Annotated in this window: 14 protein-coding genes, 2 pseudogenes and 1 other annotated feature; of the genes and pseudogenes, 6 read left to right on the top strand and 10 right to left on the bottom strand. The window is 59.4% G+C overall.

Going from position 1 to position 18,696, the window contains the following annotated elements; translation table 11 throughout:
- Positions 1-44: 44 nt before the first annotated feature.
- Positions 45-100 (bottom strand) — a sequence feature (sul1 is cis-regulatory element that is thought to sense ions involved in sulfur or methionine metabolism; They are found in Alphaproteobacteria).
- A gap of 178 nt (positions 101-278) precedes the next feature.
- The 4 genes and pseudogenes from J3O30_RS13750 to J3O30_RS13765 form a co-directional block, all read right to left on the bottom strand.
- Positions 279-530 (bottom strand): hypothetical protein, encoded by a 252-nt coding sequence (locus tag J3O30_RS13750; protein ID WP_207580864.1) that lies wholly within the window; start codon positions 528-530, stop codon positions 279-281.
- A gap of 55 nt (positions 531-585) precedes the next feature.
- Entirely contained in the window at positions 586-966 is a 381-nt protein-coding gene (locus J3O30_RS13755; RefSeq protein ID WP_207580865.1) for a response regulator, read from the bottom strand.
- Between the two features lie 444 nt (positions 967-1,410).
- Positions 1,411-2,199, bottom strand: coding sequence for a DUF899 domain-containing protein (locus J3O30_RS13760; RefSeq protein WP_207580866.1), 789 nt, complete (start codon positions 2,197-2,199; stop codon positions 1,411-1,413).
- Between the two features lie 191 nt (positions 2,200-2,390).
- A pseudogene (locus J3O30_RS13765) lies at positions 2,391-2,735 on the bottom strand (adenylate/guanylate cyclase domain-containing protein); the annotation flags it as partial.
- A 233-nt stretch (positions 2,736-2,968) separates the two neighbouring features.
- Here J3O30_RS13765 and J3O30_RS13770 point away from each other — a divergent pair.
- The gene (locus J3O30_RS13770; RefSeq protein WP_207580867.1) at positions 2,969-3,736 is read left to right on the top strand and encodes an adenylate/guanylate cyclase domain-containing protein; all 768 of its coding nucleotides are present in this window, start codon (positions 2,969-2,971) and stop codon (positions 3,734-3,736) included.
- 142 nt (positions 3,737-3,878) lie between these two features.
- Here J3O30_RS13770 and J3O30_RS13775 read toward each other — a convergent pair whose 3' ends face one another.
- From J3O30_RS13775 to J3O30_RS13790, 4 genes are all read right to left on the bottom strand, one after another.
- Positions 3,879-4,256, bottom strand: a complete 378-nt coding sequence (locus J3O30_RS13775; RefSeq protein WP_207580868.1) for a hypothetical protein — start codon at positions 4,254-4,256, stop codon at positions 3,879-3,881.
- A 137-nt stretch (positions 4,257-4,393) separates the two neighbouring features.
- Positions 4,394-4,783, bottom strand: a complete 390-nt coding sequence (locus J3O30_RS13780; RefSeq protein WP_207580869.1) for a hypothetical protein — start codon at positions 4,781-4,783, stop codon at positions 4,394-4,396.
- 101 nt (positions 4,784-4,884) lie between these two features.
- Entirely contained in the window at positions 4,885-5,334 is a 450-nt protein-coding gene (locus J3O30_RS33735; protein WP_311043801.1) for a DUF982 domain-containing protein, read from the bottom strand.
- A 197-nt stretch (positions 5,335-5,531) separates the two neighbouring features.
- The gene (locus tag J3O30_RS13790; protein WP_207580870.1) at positions 5,532-5,873 is read right to left on the bottom strand and encodes a hypothetical protein; all 342 of its coding nucleotides are present in this window, start codon (positions 5,871-5,873) and stop codon (positions 5,532-5,534) included.
- 228 nt (positions 5,874-6,101) lie between these two features.
- Between J3O30_RS13790 and uvrB the strand changes: the two genes are divergently transcribed.
- Positions 6,102-9,134, top strand: coding sequence for an excinuclease ABC subunit UvrB (gene uvrB / locus J3O30_RS13795; RefSeq protein ID WP_207580871.1), 3,033 nt, complete (start codon positions 6,102-6,104; stop codon positions 9,132-9,134).
- Positions 9,135-9,202: 68 nt separating this feature from the next.
- Here the strand turns inward: uvrB and J3O30_RS13800 are convergent, their stop codons facing one another.
- Together J3O30_RS13800 and J3O30_RS13805 are read right to left on the bottom strand one after the other, a co-directional pair.
- Positions 9,203-9,901 carry a hypothetical protein gene (locus J3O30_RS13800; protein ID WP_207580872.1) on the bottom strand — a complete coding sequence of 233 codons (699 nt, stop codon included), beginning with the start codon at positions 9,899-9,901 and terminating at the stop codon, positions 9,203-9,205.
- Between the two features lie 70 nt (positions 9,902-9,971).
- Entirely contained in the window at positions 9,972-10,694 is a 723-nt protein-coding gene (locus J3O30_RS13805; protein ID WP_207580873.1) for an SOS response-associated peptidase, read from the bottom strand.
- Between the two features lie 257 nt (positions 10,695-10,951).
- On the opposite strand from J3O30_RS13805, the gene J3O30_RS13810 reads away from it, so the two are divergent.
- The 4 genes and pseudogenes from J3O30_RS13810 (at position 10,952) to J3O30_RS13825 (ending at position 18,506) form a co-directional block, all read left to right on the top strand.
- Positions 10,952-11,338: a GNAT family N-acetyltransferase gene (locus J3O30_RS13810; protein WP_207580874.1), complete on the top strand. Its 387-nt coding sequence runs from the start codon at positions 10,952-10,954 to the stop codon at positions 11,336-11,338.
- Positions 11,339-11,768: 430 nt separating this feature from the next.
- A pseudogene (locus tag J3O30_RS33175) lies at positions 11,769-12,025 on the top strand (calcium-binding protein); the annotation flags it as partial.
- Positions 12,026-12,290: 265 nt separating this feature from the next.
- A complete protein-coding gene (locus J3O30_RS13820) occupies positions 12,291-15,644 on the top strand; it encodes a metal-binding protein (RefSeq protein WP_246762761.1) in 3,354 nt (1,117 codons plus the stop codon).
- A gap of 75 nt (positions 15,645-15,719) precedes the next feature.
- Positions 15,720-18,506 carry a cadherin domain-containing protein gene (locus J3O30_RS13825; RefSeq protein WP_207580875.1) on the top strand — a complete coding sequence of 929 codons (2,787 nt, stop codon included), beginning with the start codon at positions 15,720-15,722 and terminating at the stop codon, positions 18,504-18,506.
- The last annotated feature ends 190 nt before the right edge of the window (positions 18,507-18,696 follow it).

Genomic DNA, 18,696 nt, shown 5'->3' on the forward strand with positions numbered 1-18,696 from the left:
GGGCTCGCTCTATCGAGCGGTCGTGTCGCGACATGCAGGTTTTGCGTTATCTGGCGGATCGGCGGCCAGAAGAGCCACCCGGGGTCTCACCGGGTCCGTGGTGAATGTCCGTGGTATAGACGAGATTTTTGCTGCAGCGCAACATTCAATTTCGCAGGGATGAAAGCGAAAGCTGCGAGCGAAATTGATGCGCCGCTTGCGATCGTGCCGGACGGGGCGATGAAAACTCGCCGCGAAGGTCCTCCTGCGCGATGGCGCGACTGGAGCCGAAGCCACCCTCACTGCCAGAGAAAGTCCGGGCCTGTGCTCTGGGACGTAAGCTTGAGTGTGCCGTCCGGCTGAACCACATAGCTTTCGAAAACACGGTAACCGAATTGACCGAGAAAGGTATGTTTGACCACAGTTCCCGGACGATAGGGTGAATGAATGACCTTTCCCCGATAGGTGAGGCTACCCGAAAGAGGCTGCGGGTCTTGCGCGCTGGCGCAGGCCGTGAGGGTGAAGAGAATGGCAACGAGTGTGTGCTTCATCCGGATCATCTCCCTGGAAGGTCCAGCGACGTGCACGACGTCAATCTCCTTCTTATCAGATCGCTGCCCTGCTGCGGTCGAAATCTTTGCGTCGGGCCGCCTCTGCCCGCGAGAGCGCGCTGACAATCCTTTCCTCGGAGAAAGGCTTGGAGATCACATCGAACGCTCCAGCGATACCGTTGCCGACACTCTCAGGACTGCCGGTCACGAAAATAACGTCCACGCCGAAGCGGTCGATCAGCCGACGGGCAAGCTGAGCGCCGCTCAGCCCGTCGGAGAGGTTGAGATCGACCAGCGCCACATCGCTTTTCTGAGCATAGGCGAGAGCTTGCTCAACCGTCGAAACCGGCCCGATTGTCTGGTGCCCGGCCTCTTGCGCAATGCGTTCGAGCTCCAACGCAATAGTATTCTCATCTTCAACGATCATGACCTTCATGGCTAAGCCTCCTCACCAAAGCCGGGTGCTCGGGCACACTGCCGGTAACGGGTACAACGCCGTCGACCCAAAATGTTTCCACTCTGCATTGAATTTCTTTCGGACATCAGACGCCGCCGCTGGCTAATCCTCCACTGCAGCAGCAGAATGCCGTCCAACGGCGCTTCGCCGTAGGAGACAGCCCGGAACACATCACAGAGGACGAAGGCGCAAAAGTTCCAGCCGCACCGGGCTCGATACGGCAGTGAGCGCTCTTCTGTCAGGTGTTTTTATGGTGGCGCTGCTGAATGCTGGCGGAAAGCGGATTTGTGCCGAGTCGGCGGCCCACCTGCCCGCCACCGTGACCGGCAAGGCAACGTCCCATGGCGGGAGATCCAATGATTTGACAGCGCCTTGCGGCGGACCGAAGCCCTTGGCCTCCGGTCCGCCGCAACTCGACCTCGCTCACGGTTTCGTATTTGCACTTTCGGCCCGGAACGCCGCCTCGCCGGCGTCGGAGACATCGACCCACTTCTTGTCCGGCTCGGCGTCTGGCACATAAGCGTCGTTCCAGTTCCACCATTTGTAGGTCGGGGTCTGAGGATAGCCCTCGGGCGAATCCTCCCAGACTTCCTGGCGGCCGAGTGGCGTGATATCGAGGTAGTTCCAGGTGCCGCCCATCTGCTCATCGCCGCGGTTGTTGATGAAATAGGTGCGGAAGATGCGCTCGCCGTCGCGGTAGAACACGTTGGTGCCGTGCCACTCGTCGACGCCGAAATCCTTGTCGAAACTGTCGGTGATCGTCACCCATGGTATCGTCCAGCCCATCCGCGCTTTCAGCCGGGCGATGTCGGCCTGCGGCGCGCGTGAGGCAAATACCAGCGTCGTATCGCGGGCGTTGAGATGGGCGACGTGAGCCACTTGATCGGCCACCATCGAGCAGCCGCGGCAGGCATGCTCGGGCCAGCCGAAGACGCCTGGCTCGTAGAAGGCGCGGTAGACGATCAGCTGGCGACGGCCCTCAAACAGTTCGGGCAGGCTGACCTTGCCCTGGGGTCCCTCGAACGCATAGGCCTTTTCGACCGCCATCCACGGCATGCGCCGGCGCTCGGCGGCCAGCGCATCGCGCGCACGGGTCTGCGCCTTTTCCTTTACCAGCATCTGCTCGCGCGCCGCCTCCCAAGCCTCCAGCGCCACGACCGCCGGTCTCTGCATGCTCTGTCCTCTCTTTCCATTTTCGGCTGAAGCAGTCATGGCTCAATCTCCTCGTTGGGGCGAATTCCCGCGCCTCGAAGCCCGGCTCATCGCGCGTTGTTCGGACATAGTCTCGCATCGGAAATCGAACAGTGGGAGTAACAAGTGTGACCGTATTCCCATTGCCCCGATCGCAGCCGCAGCGCCGGTCCGGATGATGCGTGAACAGGTGCTGGATGGAGCGCGTCAATGACGCCGTCGCCCTGGATGTCTTCGCCCTCGACGATGATATCGCCGAGATGGATGCCGATCCGGAACTCGAGCCCGTGCTCCGGAAGGGCCACGGCGTTGTGCGTGGCTTTCCGCTGCTGGACCTCCACCGCGCAACGCAAGGCATCGACGACGCTCTGGAATTCGACCAGCGAACCATCGCCCATGGTTTTGACCAGCCGGCCATGGTGACGCTCGATCGCCGGCTCGAAGACATCATTCTGGTCCGCCTGAAAACGCGCACGCGTGACCTCTTCGTCGATCTGGCTCAATCGACTGTAACCGACGACATCGGCGATTAGGATAGCTGCAAGACGGCGCTCCATCCCCGGTCTTTCCTGGAGAGCGAAGGTATTGTTAACAACATCCTATAGTAGGTCCCATCGCGATGCTATCGTCGCACCCGCGCAATAGTCGAATTGGCGGCGAGCGGTCCGATAAGAATGGCGCCAGACGAAATACTTCAAGCCATCGCAGCCTTCGACTATCAGCAGAGTTGCCAAAAGCAGGCGAGTATCGGAAGCTTGTTTTTTGGCTATAAGGCGACGGATTGTTCGATATGACCACAGCCTCTTCCAGTCGGCAGACCAGCCACGGCAGCGCCAGGATCTGCCGCGGCTGCTGGGACCAGATGCATATGCCGATCCCGATCGGCGGCCCGCTCGCCTTGCCGTTCCGCGCCTTGGGCATCACCCGCAGCAAGATGAACCCCGATATCTGCACGATCTGCGAACGTTCCTTTCAGTACGTCAAGAAGCAGCGCCAGATCACCGTCGACGCGACCATCCTGTTTGCCGATATCAGGGGCTTCACGGATCTGTCGGAGCGCATCGAGGCTGTGCAACTGAGCGAGATCGTCAGCCTGTTCCAGGATCGCTGCGCCCAGGCGATCTGGGCGCATGACGGCATCGTCAACAAGCAGATGGGCGACGGCCTGATGGCGATCTTCAATTTCCCGATCGTCCGCAACGATCACGCCGTCGCCGCGATCCGGGCCGCGCAGGAGATCCAGCGAAACTGCGCCGCGGCGCTGAACGGCCTGGTGCTCGACACATTGCCCGGCCGCACCCTCGGCGTCGGCGTCGGCATCCATTCCGGCGAGGTGCAGATCGGCGAATTCTCGAGCTTCCGCAGTGATTTCACCGCGATCGGCGGCATCGTCAACCAGGCGGCCAGGCTTGAATCCCAAGCCGCGGCGGGCGAGATTCTGATCTCTGCGGAAACGGCGACGAAGGCTCCCGACCTCGCAGCAGGCGCCGAAACGCGCATGCTTGCGCTGAAGGGCATCGAACAGCCGGTGCAAGCAAGCGTGCTGGTGAAGGGCTGAAGTACCGCACCTCTTTTTTCACGCTTTGATTGCTGGGGGAACCGACTGTAAGCGGGTTAACTCAGGAACAAGCGAAGGGATCTCTGGTTCTGACGACGCCCGAAAGGTGCTCGGCGAGGCTGCCAAGCGCCCCGCCGCTTCCTCAGTACTTCATGTTGCGTAATTCCGGAAAATCATAATAACGCAGCAGCTTATCATGGCAGCGATAGTCGTTCTTTTTCAGGTACAATATCATGTTGTGTTGCAAGCCCAGGCCGATATAGGACCAGTTCGGATTGCTGCGTTCCGTCGTGCGCGTGCAATAAGCGTATATCTGCTTTTCCGGATTCAGCAGAACCACGCTGGAAATCTCCGCCTTTACGAAGTTCCCCGGTTTAATGGTTCCCCGCAGAGCGTCGATGTACTCGCGTCGAACTGCGCTGGAAGGCGGCCGCTGGGAATCTGTAACGGACTGCGGCGCTGGCGTTTGGCAGCCGGTCAGCGCCAGCAGAGCGGCGCAGACAAGGAATTTGTTTTTCATTCAGTTGGATCTTCCTCTATTAAAATCGATAGATCGAGCTTTCCGGATGGCGGCGCTACCACGACGCTGGAGGCATGCCGCGCCGCCGGTCAACAAGGCCTGGAACGGCGACGCGGCCCGAGCCCTCGTCTCTTTCGTCAGGTCTTCATGCCGTTCATCTCAGGAAACGGGTAGTAACGCAGCCGCTTGTCGCGGCATCGATCGTCATTCGCCGTTGCGCCCAGCACTTTGCCCTCTGTGAACGAGACCCCGAGATAGGCCCAGTCTCCCCAGCTGTGCTTCGGCACCACCCGGACACAGTAAGCATAGATCTGTTTTTCGGGATCGAGCAGAACGACGCTGGATATGCGCGCCCAGACGACTTCTCCTGCTTCGTGTCTATAGCTTCTCTTGAACACAATATTGATGAAGTTCTGCCGGACTTCATTTGAGGGCGGACGCTGGGACTCTGCCACGGATTGCGACACCGGGGCGTTGCAGCCGGCGAGCGCCAGCAGAGCAGCGCAAACAAAGACTTTTATTCTCATTTCTTAAAGTCTCCAAAGAATCGGAGCGCATGTACGCTGCCTATTCCCACAAACACAGCGGGAATAATATTTGCAATACATGGCAAGAAATATCGTTGGCGTCACCGGCTGTCGACCGCATGACCGGCATCGTCCTCATGATCATCGATCGGCACGCCGGCTTCCAGCGCCGCAAGGATAAAGGCCTGCCTCACCGTCTCGGCCGGCATGCGCCCGGCAAGCCAGGCGCGGCAGAAATCAATCGTTCTCTGCTGATGGACGCCGCCATGGATCGGCCAGTCCGAGACGAGGGCATAAAGCGCATCCTGCGGCGAGCGGAGAACCAGCCGTTCGCCGATTTCAAGATCGATGGAAATCGGTTTTCCCCAGAAGGACGGATGGTCGCTAATGGCAATAACACCTGAAGCTGAATTGACCAGGAATAACTGCGGAAGACCGATCTCGGTTCCAGTGTGCGCCCGGATGGTATCACTATTGAAAGGCCGGGTACGCCGACATCGGAAGGATGCAAGAAGCAGCGTTGCGGCGCGTCCTTCGAGGCTCCGTCCGATGGACTGCGCACCTCAGGAAGAGGAGCGTTGGAGGATGCCGCGCCAGCGCTCAAGAGAGATCTTGAGATAACCGCCGGCGCCCAAGAGAGCCTTATCCTGAGGTGGCCCGCAGGGGCCCCGAAGGACGATGCGGGTGCGCCGGCTTAGCGGCGCCACGTCCCTAGGTGCCCTGGCAACGAAGCCGCGGCCGCCCGTTGTCAGGCGGGCAACTTGCAGCCCTTGCTCATACCAGCGGACTGCATGGCGGAAACCTTGCCTTTCGACGCGGCAATCTCGCCTTCCTTGTCTCCCCCCGCAACGCTGCCGATTGGGACGCCGACGAGAAAGACGCCGAAGGCATCGCCGTTCGCCGCACTGATCTGCTGCTTCGACAAGTCGTCCAGCTTAGCTCTCTCCTTTTTCAGTTCGACAGCGAGAGCTTCGCAGCCAAGGTTCGTATAAGCCGCCATCGGAATATCGACCTGCACGATGGCGTCAGGACGTTTGGCGCAACTGGCCAGTGCAGCGGTCGCCGCGAATGCGATAATGATCTTTTTCATGAATGGTCCCCGATTCCCGCAATAGCTGTAACATTGCCGCCCTCAGCGCGGGAGGTGATCCGCTTTTCAACCACAGACTTTTTATTTATGTACTCGGGAAAACCTCATTGCAGCCTCTTTGCCAACATTCCGCGCCCAACATTATTCGCCAATCTGAACGATTCATTCGTTTCCCTTTTGTACTCTTTCCCTCTTCCCTTTCGCGCTAACTCTCTCCATATTCCCGCCATGGCCAAATCTCCGAAGAAATCCCCCGCCCCGAATGGCTTCGAGGAAGCCCCGCAATCGTCCTTCGAGGGCGCTCCGCTGTCGGGTTCCGTCGCCGATTGGGTAAAGCAGCTGGAGGCAGATGCCGAAAGCTCCGGCGTCGAGTCGCAGCGCGAAATCGCCTCAAAGGCGGGCAAGCACCGCAAGAAGGTGGAAAATGAGGCGCGCAAGCATTCGGAGGCCGTCGGCGTCAACAAGAAGGTGGAGATTGCCGCTTCAAAAAGCGCCCGTGGAACTTCGATGGGCGGTTCCACCGACCCGAAGACGCGCGCCGCCGCCGGCCTCAACCCCGTCTCCGGCATGGATACGACGCTGGAGGAAGCCTCGTCGTTGCAGGCCGGCACCGCCGTCACCGCCACCGTCGAGGCGCTGTCGGCGCTGATCGAGAGCGGCAATCCGCTGCACAAGAACGGCAAGATCTGGACGCCGCACCGCCCTGCCCGGCCCGACAAATCCGAAGGCGGCATTACGATCCGCATGCAGTCGGATTACGAGCCGGCCGGCGACCAGCCGACCGCCATCCGCGATCTCGTCGAGGGGCTGGAGAACGGCGACCGCAGCCAGGTGCTGCTCGGCGTCACCGGCTCGGGCAAGACCTTCACCATGGCCAAGGTGATCGAGGCGACGCAGCGCCCGGCCGTCATCCTGGCGCCGAACAAGACGCTGGCCGCCCAGCTCTATTCCGAATTCAAGAACTTCTTCCCCGACAATGCGGTGGAATATTTCGTTTCCTACTACGATTATTACCAGCCGGAAGCCTACGTGCCGCGCTCCGACACCTATATCGAGAAGGAAAGCTCGATCAACGAGCAGATCGACCGCATGCGCCACTCGGCGACGCGCTCGCTGCTCGAGCGCGACGACTGCATCATCGTCGCCTCTGTTTCCTGCATCTACGGTATCGGCTCGGTCGAGACCTATACGGCGATGACCTTCCAGATGTCGGTCGGCGACCGGCTGGACCAACGCCAGCTGCTGGCCGACCTCGTCGCCCAGCAATATAAGCGCCGCGACATGGATTTCACCCGTGGTAGCTTTCGGGTGCGCGGCGATACGATCGAGATTTTCCCCGCCCACTTGGAGGATGCCGCCTGGCGCATCTCGATGTTCGGCGACGAGATCGACGCCATCACCGAGTTCGACCCGCTGACCGGCCAGAAGGTCGGCGACCTGAAATCGGTGAAGATCTACGCCAATTCGCACTATGTCACTCCGCGCCCGACGCTGAACGGCGCCATCAAGTCGATCAAGGAGGAGCTCAGGCTTCGCCTGACCGAGCTGGAGAAGGCCGGCCGCCTGCTGGAGGCGCAGCGCCTGGAGCAGCGCACCCGCTACGATATCGAAATGCTCGAAGCCACAGGCTCCTGCCAGGGCATCGAGAATTATTCCCGTTATCTCACCGGCCGCGACCCCGGCGATCCGCCGCCGACGCTGTTCGAATACATCCCCGACAATGCCCTCGTCTTCATCGACGAAAGCCATGTCACCGTGCCGCAGATCGGCGGCATGTACCGAGGCGACTTCCGCCGTAAGGCGACGCTGGCCGAATACGGCTTCCGCCTGCCCTCCTGCATGGACAACCGGCCGCTGCGTTTCGAGGAATGGGACGCCATGCGCCCCGACACCATCGCCGTCTCGGCGACACCGGGCGGCTGGGAGATGGAGCAATCAGGCGGCGTCTTCGCCGAACAGGTGATCCGCCCGACCGGCCTGATCGACCCGCCGGTCGAGGTCCGCGCGGCCCGCAGCCAGGTCGACGACGTACTCGGCGAAATCCGCGAAACATCCGCCAAGGGTTACCGCACCCTCTGCACCGTGCTGACCAAGCGCATGGCCGAGGACCTGACCGAATATCTGCATGAGCAGGGCGTGCGCGTCCGCTACATGCACTCCGACATCGACACGCTTGAACGCATCGAAATCCTCCGCGATCTGCGCCTCGGTGCCTTCGACGTGCTGGTCGGCATCAACCTTTTGCGCGAAGGCCTCGACATTCCCGAATGCGGCTTCGTCGCCATCCTCGACGCCGACAAGGAAGGTTTTCTGCGCTCCGAGACCTCGCTGATCCAGACCATTGGTCGTGCCGCGCGTAACGTCGACGGCAAGGTCATTCTCTATGCCGACCAGGTCACCGGCTCGATGAAGCGGGCGATGGAGGAAACCAGCCGCCGTCGCGAAAAGCAGATGATCTATAACCAGGAGCACGGCATCACCCCGGAATCGGTCAAGGCCAGGATCTCCGACATCCTCGACAGCGTCTACGAACGCGACCACGTCCGCGCCGATATATCAGGCGTCTCCGGCAAGGGCTTCGCCGATGGCGGCAACCTCGTCGGCAACAACCTGCAGACCCATCTCAACGCCCTCGAAAAGAGCATGCGCGACGCCGCCGCCGACCTCGACTTCGAAAAGGCCGCCCGCCTGCGCGACGAAATTAAACGCCTCAAGGCAGTGGAACTCGCCGCCATGGACGACCCGATGGCCCGCGAGGAAGCGAAGGCGATGGAGGGCAAAAGCGGCCGCCCCAATGGTAAGAACAAAGCAGCGCGCTCGAGTAACAGCCCTCATGGTGAGGAGGCCCAGGGGGCCGTCTCGAACCACGAGGGCGGGCGTGGAACCTCCTACTTCGCCAAACCCTCGATCGACGACATGGGCCCAGGCACTGACACCGCCACTCCGCTCTTCCGCAAACCCGCCCTCGACGACATGGGCCGCGACATCGCCGAACCCGCCAAGAAGGGCCTGTTCCGCAAGAACGACCTCGACGAAATGACTGTCGGCCGAACGGAAAAGCCAGTCATCGGGCATGTGCCGGAAAAGCCGGATGCCGCCAAGGCCACGAAGCGGTTTTCACCGTTGCTTGAGGGGCAGCCGGAGCGCGATGACGTGCGTCCGGTCGTACGCGGGAAGACGGGTGTGGGGAGCTATGAGGATCCGGGCGAGCAGAAGCGCAAGGGACGGACGAAGGGGAAGACTGGGCGGCCGGGGCGGTGAGGCAAGCGCAGCGCCGAGTGACCGTGCCCACTCCGCAAATTTACGAACACGGCGAACACCACCTCCCTTCACCCACACCCCGTCCTCCCCGTCCCCGCCACCAGCGCAAAATAAATCCGCTCCACCCGACAGGCAGCACTCCTGGCGCTCGCCTCAAACCCCGCCGCCGGCCATCCGCGTCGAGGGCTGCCGTCGGCCGCGATCAGCCAGTACCAGCGCTCGTCTGACCCCGTCAGATCGATCTTGAAGATCCGCCCCATGCAGACATCGCCATGGAACCCGATGAAATCGTCGCCGGCCTTCTCCTTCCAGGAGTGCCGCCATCTTCCCCTCGGCGTCTCGCCGCTGATGACCATCTCCCAGCTCTTCCACCCGTTATAGTCCGATTGCGCCGTCAGCGAGCCATCATAGGGTTTCGGCTCGATCTGCAGGCACCTTTCCAAAAACTCCGCGACCGAGTTGCAAACGGTGCTCCATGCCTCGTCATTGTGCCAGGTCAGCTTGTAGGCGAACTCATCGGAGACATTCTTCAAGGCTGCGGCGACGGCAGAGGCGACGCCTTCCCTGCTCGCCGGTTCGCCGTGCAGCCTGATGTGGAGATAGGTGCAGAGAAAATCTGCCGTATCTCGCGCGATCGGCTCGATGACATCGAGCTTTCGGCGCTTGCCAACCTCATAGCCGCCAAAATCCCGAATACGACGCTGAGGCTGTTTGCGAAGGGCATTATTGAGGAACGACCTTAGGAGCGTTCCGATATCGTCTTGCATGCGTTTCCTCTCCTCATGAGGATGTCTCTGCCGCATGGTTTCGTGAATGGCTCCGCCCGAGCCGGTAAAGTCAGATCAGCGTCGGTTCCGGATCGTCCTCGACTTCTTCGATGATCTCCGGCCTGTCGTTCTTCGGAGAGCCGACATCTCGGCCGATCTTCCACATCGTCATCAGCTCCGCCGGGAAGGGTTTCAAGAGATGGTTCGGGTCCGGCTCAGGCGACAGCCATCTCTCGTAATCCTCGCGATGCAGGATGACGGGCATGCGGTCATGAATCGTCGCCATCATCTCGTTCGGCTCACAGGTGACGACGGCGAAGTTGCGGATGGACGCGCCCTTCTCATCCGTCCATGCTTCCCAGATGCCGGCGAGCGCAAAAGGCGAGCCGTCCGTCATGGCGATGGCATAGGGCTGCTTGTTCTTGCCGGTCCCGTGAATGTCCTTCCATTCGAAGAAGCCATTGATCGGAACGAGGCAGCGACGCAACCGGTAGGCAGAGCGGAACATGCCGTTGGAGCTGATCCCCTCGCAGCGGACGTTGACCGGCGGCGGCCTGCCGCCGGGCTTCGCCCAGGAAGGCATCAGACCCCAGCGCGCGGTCACGAATATGGGGCCTAACGTATCGGGTTCGCGCACGATATCCCTGATAATAATAGGATAATCTTGCGACGGCGCTCCATTCCATCGGGGAAAGCGATTTCCCAGCCCGTCGATATCCCCGCCCTTCACCGCAAAGGCGAAATTGCTGATCAATTCTTCAAGCGAAGTTTTAACGAAGATGCGTCCGCACATTGCGCTCTCTGTCGATGGAGTATTAGATGTTCCGATTATGTTCTCGACAGAGACGTCGTCAACGAAGCGTCAGTTGTGTCCATTCAGGAATGCCCCTTCGCGGCCATGAGGACACAGAAATGAAGGATGAGAAGTGGGCGCCCTGACCTCAAGGCTGAGAGGAGGCCTGCCCCAGCCATCGGTCTATTGCGAAGCAAGCGGAATTGGCGGAGAAAACACGTCCGGCAAGCGGCGCGACTACGAATCGGAAACCACCCATGCCCGAACTCCGCATCGACCCCTTCCCCTCGCCCGCCGAACTCAACGCCCTCTGGTCAGCCGCCTGGAGCACGCCGAAAGCACCGGATTTCTCTCGCATCCTGCCCCGCAGCCTCGCCCATATCGGCGCCTATCACGACGACACACTCGTCGGCTTCGTCAACGTCGCCTGGGATGGCGGCATTCATGCCTTCATTCTCGACACCTCAGTGCATCCCGACACGCGCCGGCAGGGGATTGCGACGCGGCTGGTCAGGGAAGCGACGAGAGTTGCGCAGGAGCGCGGCGCTGAGTGGCTGCATGTCGATTTCGAACCGCACCTGACCGGCTTCTACCGCGGCTGCGGATTTTCCCCCACCGCGGCGGGCCTCATCAAGCTCGCATGAGAGGTCTCAACAGGCCGCCCTCAAACGGCAGGCGCCAAGCCCGTCATCAGGCGGAATAGCGACGCCGACGGTCAGGCGCCGACGCGCAATGCCAAAGCGCGCCAAACGAATACAGTTTTTCACGCTTATACCGCGAGCTTATGTCCGAATAGGAGGGGTATAAATTAAAAGACTAAAATACGCCTTTTGGTTTGCAAATTTAAAGTCCTTTCCCAGTATTTCAGCCTTACTTTTTCGTTAAAAGACCAAGAAAAAATCACAATTTTTCATTGAAAACTTCATTAATGGTTGGCATAGATCCCCGTGGGGTTGTCGTCGGCCGAGCCGATAAACAGTTCTTTCGGGGATTTCTCATATTTCAGAGTAAAACGCATCTTTTGGGGAAGATTAAAATATGGCCTTGAATATTCTGGATACAAACGGCGCCCCAATGGCCAACACCGGCGCCGAGTTCGAAGCCTACGACGTTATCCGCTACTCTGAAGCCAATCCTTCCGGACCTGTCTCCCTCACCGTCTCCGACTCCTCCACCGCGGACCTAGCTGACGAACTGGGCTCGGTATCGGCGGATGTGACCGGCTCGAGCGGCGACAACACGATCACGACCGGTGCCGGCAACGACATCCTCTCAGGCGGCGACGGCGCGGACACACTGACCGGTGGCGCCGGCGACGACATAATCTACGGCAATGCCGGCAACGACAAATTGGTCGGCGGTGATGGCAACGATCGAATCACCGATGGCGGTTTTAACTTTGGACCTGAGGGCCCGCTGCCGGAAATCCTGAACATCGACGCAGGCAACGGCGACGACGTCATAACCATAGACAGCTTCGCTGCGTTTACGTCGGGAACGATTGACGGCGGTGATGGCATCGATGCGTTGCGCACCTGGTCGCTCCACGGCCTGACGCTCAACAATGTAGAAAACCTTGAAACGGCAGCATTTCAGATTAGCGGTTCGAGCGCAGAGTTCGAGAGCTTTGATAGGATCGTAAGGTCAACTGACCCCGTCTTCAGTTATGACCCCTCGCTGGTGGTGATGGACAGCGCCCACCTCGATCTTTCCGACGAACTGGGAGATCTTGGCACTCTTGTCCGCGGCTTCTCCGGTATTGACGTCAAAACCGGCGACGGCGACGATGAGTTTGCCGGCAGCAACGTCAACGACATTTTCGACGGCAGCGGCGGTAGCGACCTCATCAATGGCAACGACGGCGATGATAAACTGACCGGCGGCGCCGGCAACGACACCATTGATGGCGGCGCGGGCATCGACACGGCTGCATTTGCAGGCAATTTCGCTGATTACTCCTTCGCGGTCGACAATGGCAGTCGCGTCGTGACGAGCGTGCTGGAAGGCACGGATAGACTGACAGACGTTGAATTCGCGCGCTTTGCCGATGGCGTCTACGACTTCGGGACGGAAACCTTCACGGTCAACAGCACCGAGCCGGGCACCCCGCTGAATATTCTGGACACGAATGGCGCGACGATTACCAAAATCGGCGCTGAGTTCGAAGCCTACGACGTCATCCGCGACTCCGAAATCAATCCTCTCGTCCCGGTCAACCTAGTCATCTCGGATTCAGGCACTGTAGACCTTTCCGACGAACTGGGCTCTGGCTCCGCCAATGTGATCGGCACAAGCGGCAACGATGTGATTACGACAGGCGCAGGCAACGACAATATTGCAGGCGGCGACGGCGCAGACACGCTGAACGGCGGCGCAGGATACGACAGCCTCAATGGTGGCGTTGGCAATGACACGCTGAATGGCGGTGACGGCAATGACCACATCTCTGGCGACGTCGGGAACGACGTGATCAGAGGCGGCGCTGGCAACGATACGATTGACGATGGTGAACTTTTCGGCCTAAGCGCGGAAGTCATTGACATCAATGCGGGCGACGGCAACGATTCCATAAGCGTAGGAACATTGGCTCCGCTGAATTCCGGAACGATTGATGGCGGCGATGGGATCGATACGCTGCAAGCCGCTTCGCTCCGGGGCTTGACGATCAAAAACATCGAAGTCCTTGAGACGGCAGGATGGTCGGTCGCCGGATCGAGCGCACAATTGGAAAGCTTCGATAAAATCGTCTGGTCGACCGATCCGTTTGGCGACTTTCGCGCCGCAGTGACACTGACGGACAGCGCCCACCTCGATCTCGCCGACGAGTTGGGAGATCTGGGAGCGTTCGTCGACGGCGATGCCTTCGGCATTGACGTCAAGACCGGCGGCGGTAACGACGAGTTCACCGGCACCGACGGCAACGACATTTTCGACGGCAGCGGTGGCAACGACATCCTCAATGGCAATGCCGGCGACGACAAATTGACCGGCGGCGCCGGCAACGACACCATTAATGGCGGCGCGGGCATCGACACGGCGCTGTTCGCAGGCAATTTCGTCGATTATTCCTTTGCGTTGAACAATGGCGATCACTTCCTCACAAGTGTTGCGGAAGGGACGGATACGCTGACAGGCGTCGAATTCGCCCGCTTTGCCGATGGCCTCTACGATTTCGGCACGGAAACCTTCACAAGCAATGATACCCAACCGAATGTGCCTTTGAATATCCTCGATACGTATGGCTTCATAACGACCATGACCGGCGCCGAGTTCGAAGCCTACGATGTCATCCGCAACTCGCCAACCGATCCTCTCGCCCCCGTCATTCTGTTCCTTTCAGATTCCGGGACGGTAGACCTTTCTGACGAACTGGGCTCGGCCGTCGCAGATGTGACCGACTTCGGCGGAGGCGATTCGATCATCACCACCGGCGCAGGCAGCGATAAAATCGCAGGCGGTTACGGCGCCGATACGTTGAACGGCGGCGACGGAAACGATTGGATCCATGGTGGAGATGGCAACGACACTCTGAACGGCGGTGATGGCAGTGATTTGCTCACGGGCGGAGATGGCAATGACATTCTGAATGGAGGCGACGGCGATGACCAGCTCTCGGGCAACACCGGGAATGACGTCATCAGAGGCGGCGCCGGCAACGATTTTATCTCGGATGGTGAACTGTTCGACGTTACCCCTGAGGTCTACGACATCGATGCGGGCGAGGGCGACGATGCCATAACTATTCAAAGATATGATTCACTGGCTTCCGGAGCAATCGACGGCGGTGCCGGGATTGATACCTTGCAAGCCTCCACGCTGACAGGCCTGACGATCAAGAACATCGAAACCCTTCAAACGATTGGCCTGGTTGAGGGTTCGAGCGCGCAGTTCGAAAGCTTTGATAAGATCATCTGGTTGACCGATCCGTTCGACAGTTCGCGCGCGTCATTAGCTGTGACGGATGGCAACCATCTCGACCTTTCCGATGAGCTGGGAGATGTCGGGGCGTTCATTACCGGTTACACCTCCGGCATCGACGTCAAGACCGGCGGCGGCGCCGACGAGTTTGTCGGCACCAACGGCAACGATATTTTCGACGGCAGTGGAGGCAACGACCTTTTCAATGGCCGTGCCGGCGACGACAAATTGATCGGCGGCGCAGGCATCGACACCGCGATCTTCTCAGGCAATTTCGCCAATTATTCCCTGGCTTTGAACAATGGCGATCACATCCTGACCAGCGCCGAGGAAGGAACCGATACGCTGACAGGCATCGAATTCGCGCGTTTTTCCGATGGCGTCTACGATTTCGCCACGGAAACATTCAAACTCAACAATACGGCACCGACCAATATCCAGCTCTCGAAAACCTCCCTCTCCGAGGATACACCGATCTGGACAACGCTCGGCCTGCTGAGCGCCAAAGACTCAGACGGCGACAAGCTTACTTACAAGCTCATCGACGGCGCCGACGATCACTTCCGCCTCAATGGCAATCGCATCGTTACCTCGAAGGCCTTCGACTACGAGACGGACAAATCCCACACGATCAAGGTTGCCGTCTCCGACGGCAAGGTCACCGTCGAAAAGGCCATCACGATCAACGTGCTCGACGTCAACGAAACGCCGATCAACCACGCTCCGATCAAGCTCTCGTTCTCGCGCAGCTCGGTCTCCGAGAACGTCGCGATCGGCACATCGGTCGGTCTCCTCTCAGCAGTCGATCCGGAAGGCGGCACGGTGAAGTGGCGGCTGACCGATGATGCGGACGGCATCTTCAAGCTCGTCGGCAACAAGATCCAGACGAAGGCCGCGATCGACTTCGAAAGCAACCACAGCCTGACCTTCACCGCCGAAGCCTATGACGCGGCTGGAAACACCACCAGCCACGACTTCACGTTCGCCGTGAAGGACGTCTTCGAGCCATCGTTTTCGAGCCTGCTGCACTAAGCGCTGATCTAACCTCAACATGATCGCTCCCAGATTCAGGGATGCGTCGCCAACCTCTTTTTTGAAAGTTTGAATATGGCCTTGAACATTCTGGACACCAACGGCGCTACAATTACCAAGACCGGCGCTGAATTCGAAGCTTACGACGTTATCCGCTACTCCGCCGCTAATCCTCTCTCCGCCGTCGCCCTCACCGTCTCAGATTCCAGCGTGGCAGACCTCGCCGACGAGTTGGGCTCGGTTTCCGCGAGCGTCAGGGGCTCGAGCGGCCCCAATACGATCACGACGGGCGCCGGCAACGACACCATAGTGAGTGGTGGTGGCGCAGACACGCTGAGCGGCGGCGCCGGTAACGACTTGCTCAATGGTGAAGCAGGCAATGACACGCTGAATGGCGGCGATGGCAATGACGAGATTTACGGCGGCGTCGGCAATGACGTCCTCAAGGGCGGCGCGGGTAATGACACGATTAGCGACGGAGATTATTTTTCCGATGTCGCTGAAACCTTCAATATCGATGCCGGCGATGGCAACGACAAAGTGATTTTGTTCACCGGCTCTTTCGCCAAGATATCGGGAACGATAGACGGCGGGGCCGGCACCGACACGCTGCAAGCCAATGATCTGACAGGCCTGACGATCAAGAACGTCGAGATTCTCCAGCCTGCGACATCCAGCGTGACCGCATCGACGGCACAATTCGAATCCTTCGATAAAATCATCGGTACCGGCTCCGATTCTTCCGTGCAGCTGGTCTTGACAGACGGCGCCCATGTCGATCTTTCCGACGAGTTGGCAGGCAAGCTAAACTACATCTTTGGCGGCCCTAACGTTTCCGGCATCGACGTCACGACCGGGAGCGCTCGCGACCTTCTCACCGGAACTGCCGGCAACGACATCTTCGACGCCGGCGACGGTAACGACTACATCAACGGCAATGGTGGAAATGACCGGTTGATCGGTGGCAAGGGCGACGACGTAATCGTCGATGGTGATGTTTCGAGTCTTTCATCAGAAGTCTTCAATATCGATGCCGGCGACGGAAACGATATCGTAACCCTCCAGACACAATCTCAGGGGCTTTCCGGCACGATCGATGGCGGTACCGGCATTGATACACTGCGCGTATCCAGGATAGCCGGGCTGACGATCAAGAATTTCGAAATTCTTGAAACGAATGAGTATGGCTTTACCGGTTCATCCGCGCAGTTAGAAAGCTTTGACAAAATCTCGGGAACGAAGGACGCTTTCGGCTCCTCCATCGCCATCTTGAGATTGACGGACAAGGCCCATGTCGATCTTTCCGACGAGCTTGGAAACAGTCGGGCTAGTATATTTGGCACGGTCTCCGGTATTGACGTCAAGACTGGCGGCGGTGACGACATATTTACGGGAACCGACGGCAACGATACTTTCGATGGTAGCGGCGGCAACGACACGATCAACGGCAATGCCGGCAACGACAAATTGACCGGCGGCGATGGCAACGATCAGATCTTCGGCGGCGTCGGAAATGACGTCATCAAAGGCGGCGCGGGCGACGATAAAATCACCGATGGCGATAATATGTCGACCGCCCCTGAGGCCTTCGATATTGATGCCGGCGATGGCAATGATGCCATCAACTTGCAGTCACACTCTTCCGCGCTTTCCGGAGTAATCGATGGCGGCGCCGGCACGGACACGCTACAGGTCATCAAACCTACTTTAGGCCCGGGGCAGGAATCCATCGGGCTTGCCGGCCTGACGATCAAGAATGTTGAAATTCTTGAAACGGCGGGAGCCGAGGTTCTCGCTTCGGCCGCCCAGTTCGAAAGCTTCGACAAGATCGTCAAATACGACAAGCCGGGTTACGAGAACGATGTCCTCGCACTGACGCTGACAGACAGCGCCCATGCTGACCTCTCCGACGAACTGGCAAACCGCCACGTCGACATCTATGGCACCGCCTTCGGTATCGACGTCAAGACCGGCGGTGGCGACGACTATTTCTTCGGGACCGATGGCAACGACCGATTCGAAGGTGGCGCCGGCAATGACGCACTGTTTGGCGGCGCTGGCATCGACACGGCGGTCTTCTCCGGCAATTTTGCCAATTATACCTTCGCGATGAACAATGCTGATCATATCCTGACGAGCGCCAAAGAGGGTACCGATACGCTGCGTGATATCGAAATCGCTCGTTTTGCCGATGGTGTCTACGATTTCGCCAAGGGCACCTTCACGGCTGACCATAATGCCGCGCCGACCAATATCCAGTTATCGAAAACCTCCCTGCTGGAAAATACCCCGATCTGGACCACGCTCGGCCTGCTCAGCGCAAAGGACGCCGATGGCGACACGCTTACCTACAAGCTAATCGACGGCGCCGACGATCACTTCCGCCTCAATGGCAATCGCATCGTCACCTCGAAGGCTTTGGACTACGAGACAGCCAAATCGTACACGATCAAGGTGGCGGTGTCCGACGGTAAGGTCACGGTCGAAAAGGACATCACGATCAACGTCCTCGACGTCAACGAAGCCCCAGTCAACAAGGCGCCGATCAATCTTGCCTTCTCGCGCGGCTCGATATCCGAGAATGTCGCGATCGGCACCTCGGTCGGCCTTCTCTCCGCCGTGGATCCGGAAGGCGGCGCGGTGAAGTGGCGGCTGACCGACGACGCGGACGGCATCTTCAAGCTCGTCGGCAACAAGATCCAGACGAAGGCTGCGATCGACTTCGAAAGCGACCACAGCCTGACCTTCACCGCCGAGGCCTATGACGCGGCTGGAAACACCACCAGCCACGATTTCACGATCGCCGTGAAGGACGTCTTCGAGCCGTCGTTTACCAGCCTGTCGCATGAAGCGTTGATTTAATCGCGATACGATCGCCGGTGGACGCAAGATGCTTCACCGGCGATCCCGACAAAGAGAGGCCGGACTCCCCGCCTCGCTACGAGCGGCCGACTTTCCTGGTAATCGCCCGCAGACACCGGCCGGAGACTGGCAAGGCCAGCGGCCGTGCCCGGGCAATCTCCTTTCAAAAATGCAGCTCCACCTGGACGTC

Origin of the sequence: Rhizobium sp. NZLR1 (assembly GCF_017357385.1) — a bacterium.
GTDB lineage: Bacteria > Pseudomonadota > Alphaproteobacteria > Rhizobiales > Rhizobiaceae > Rhizobium.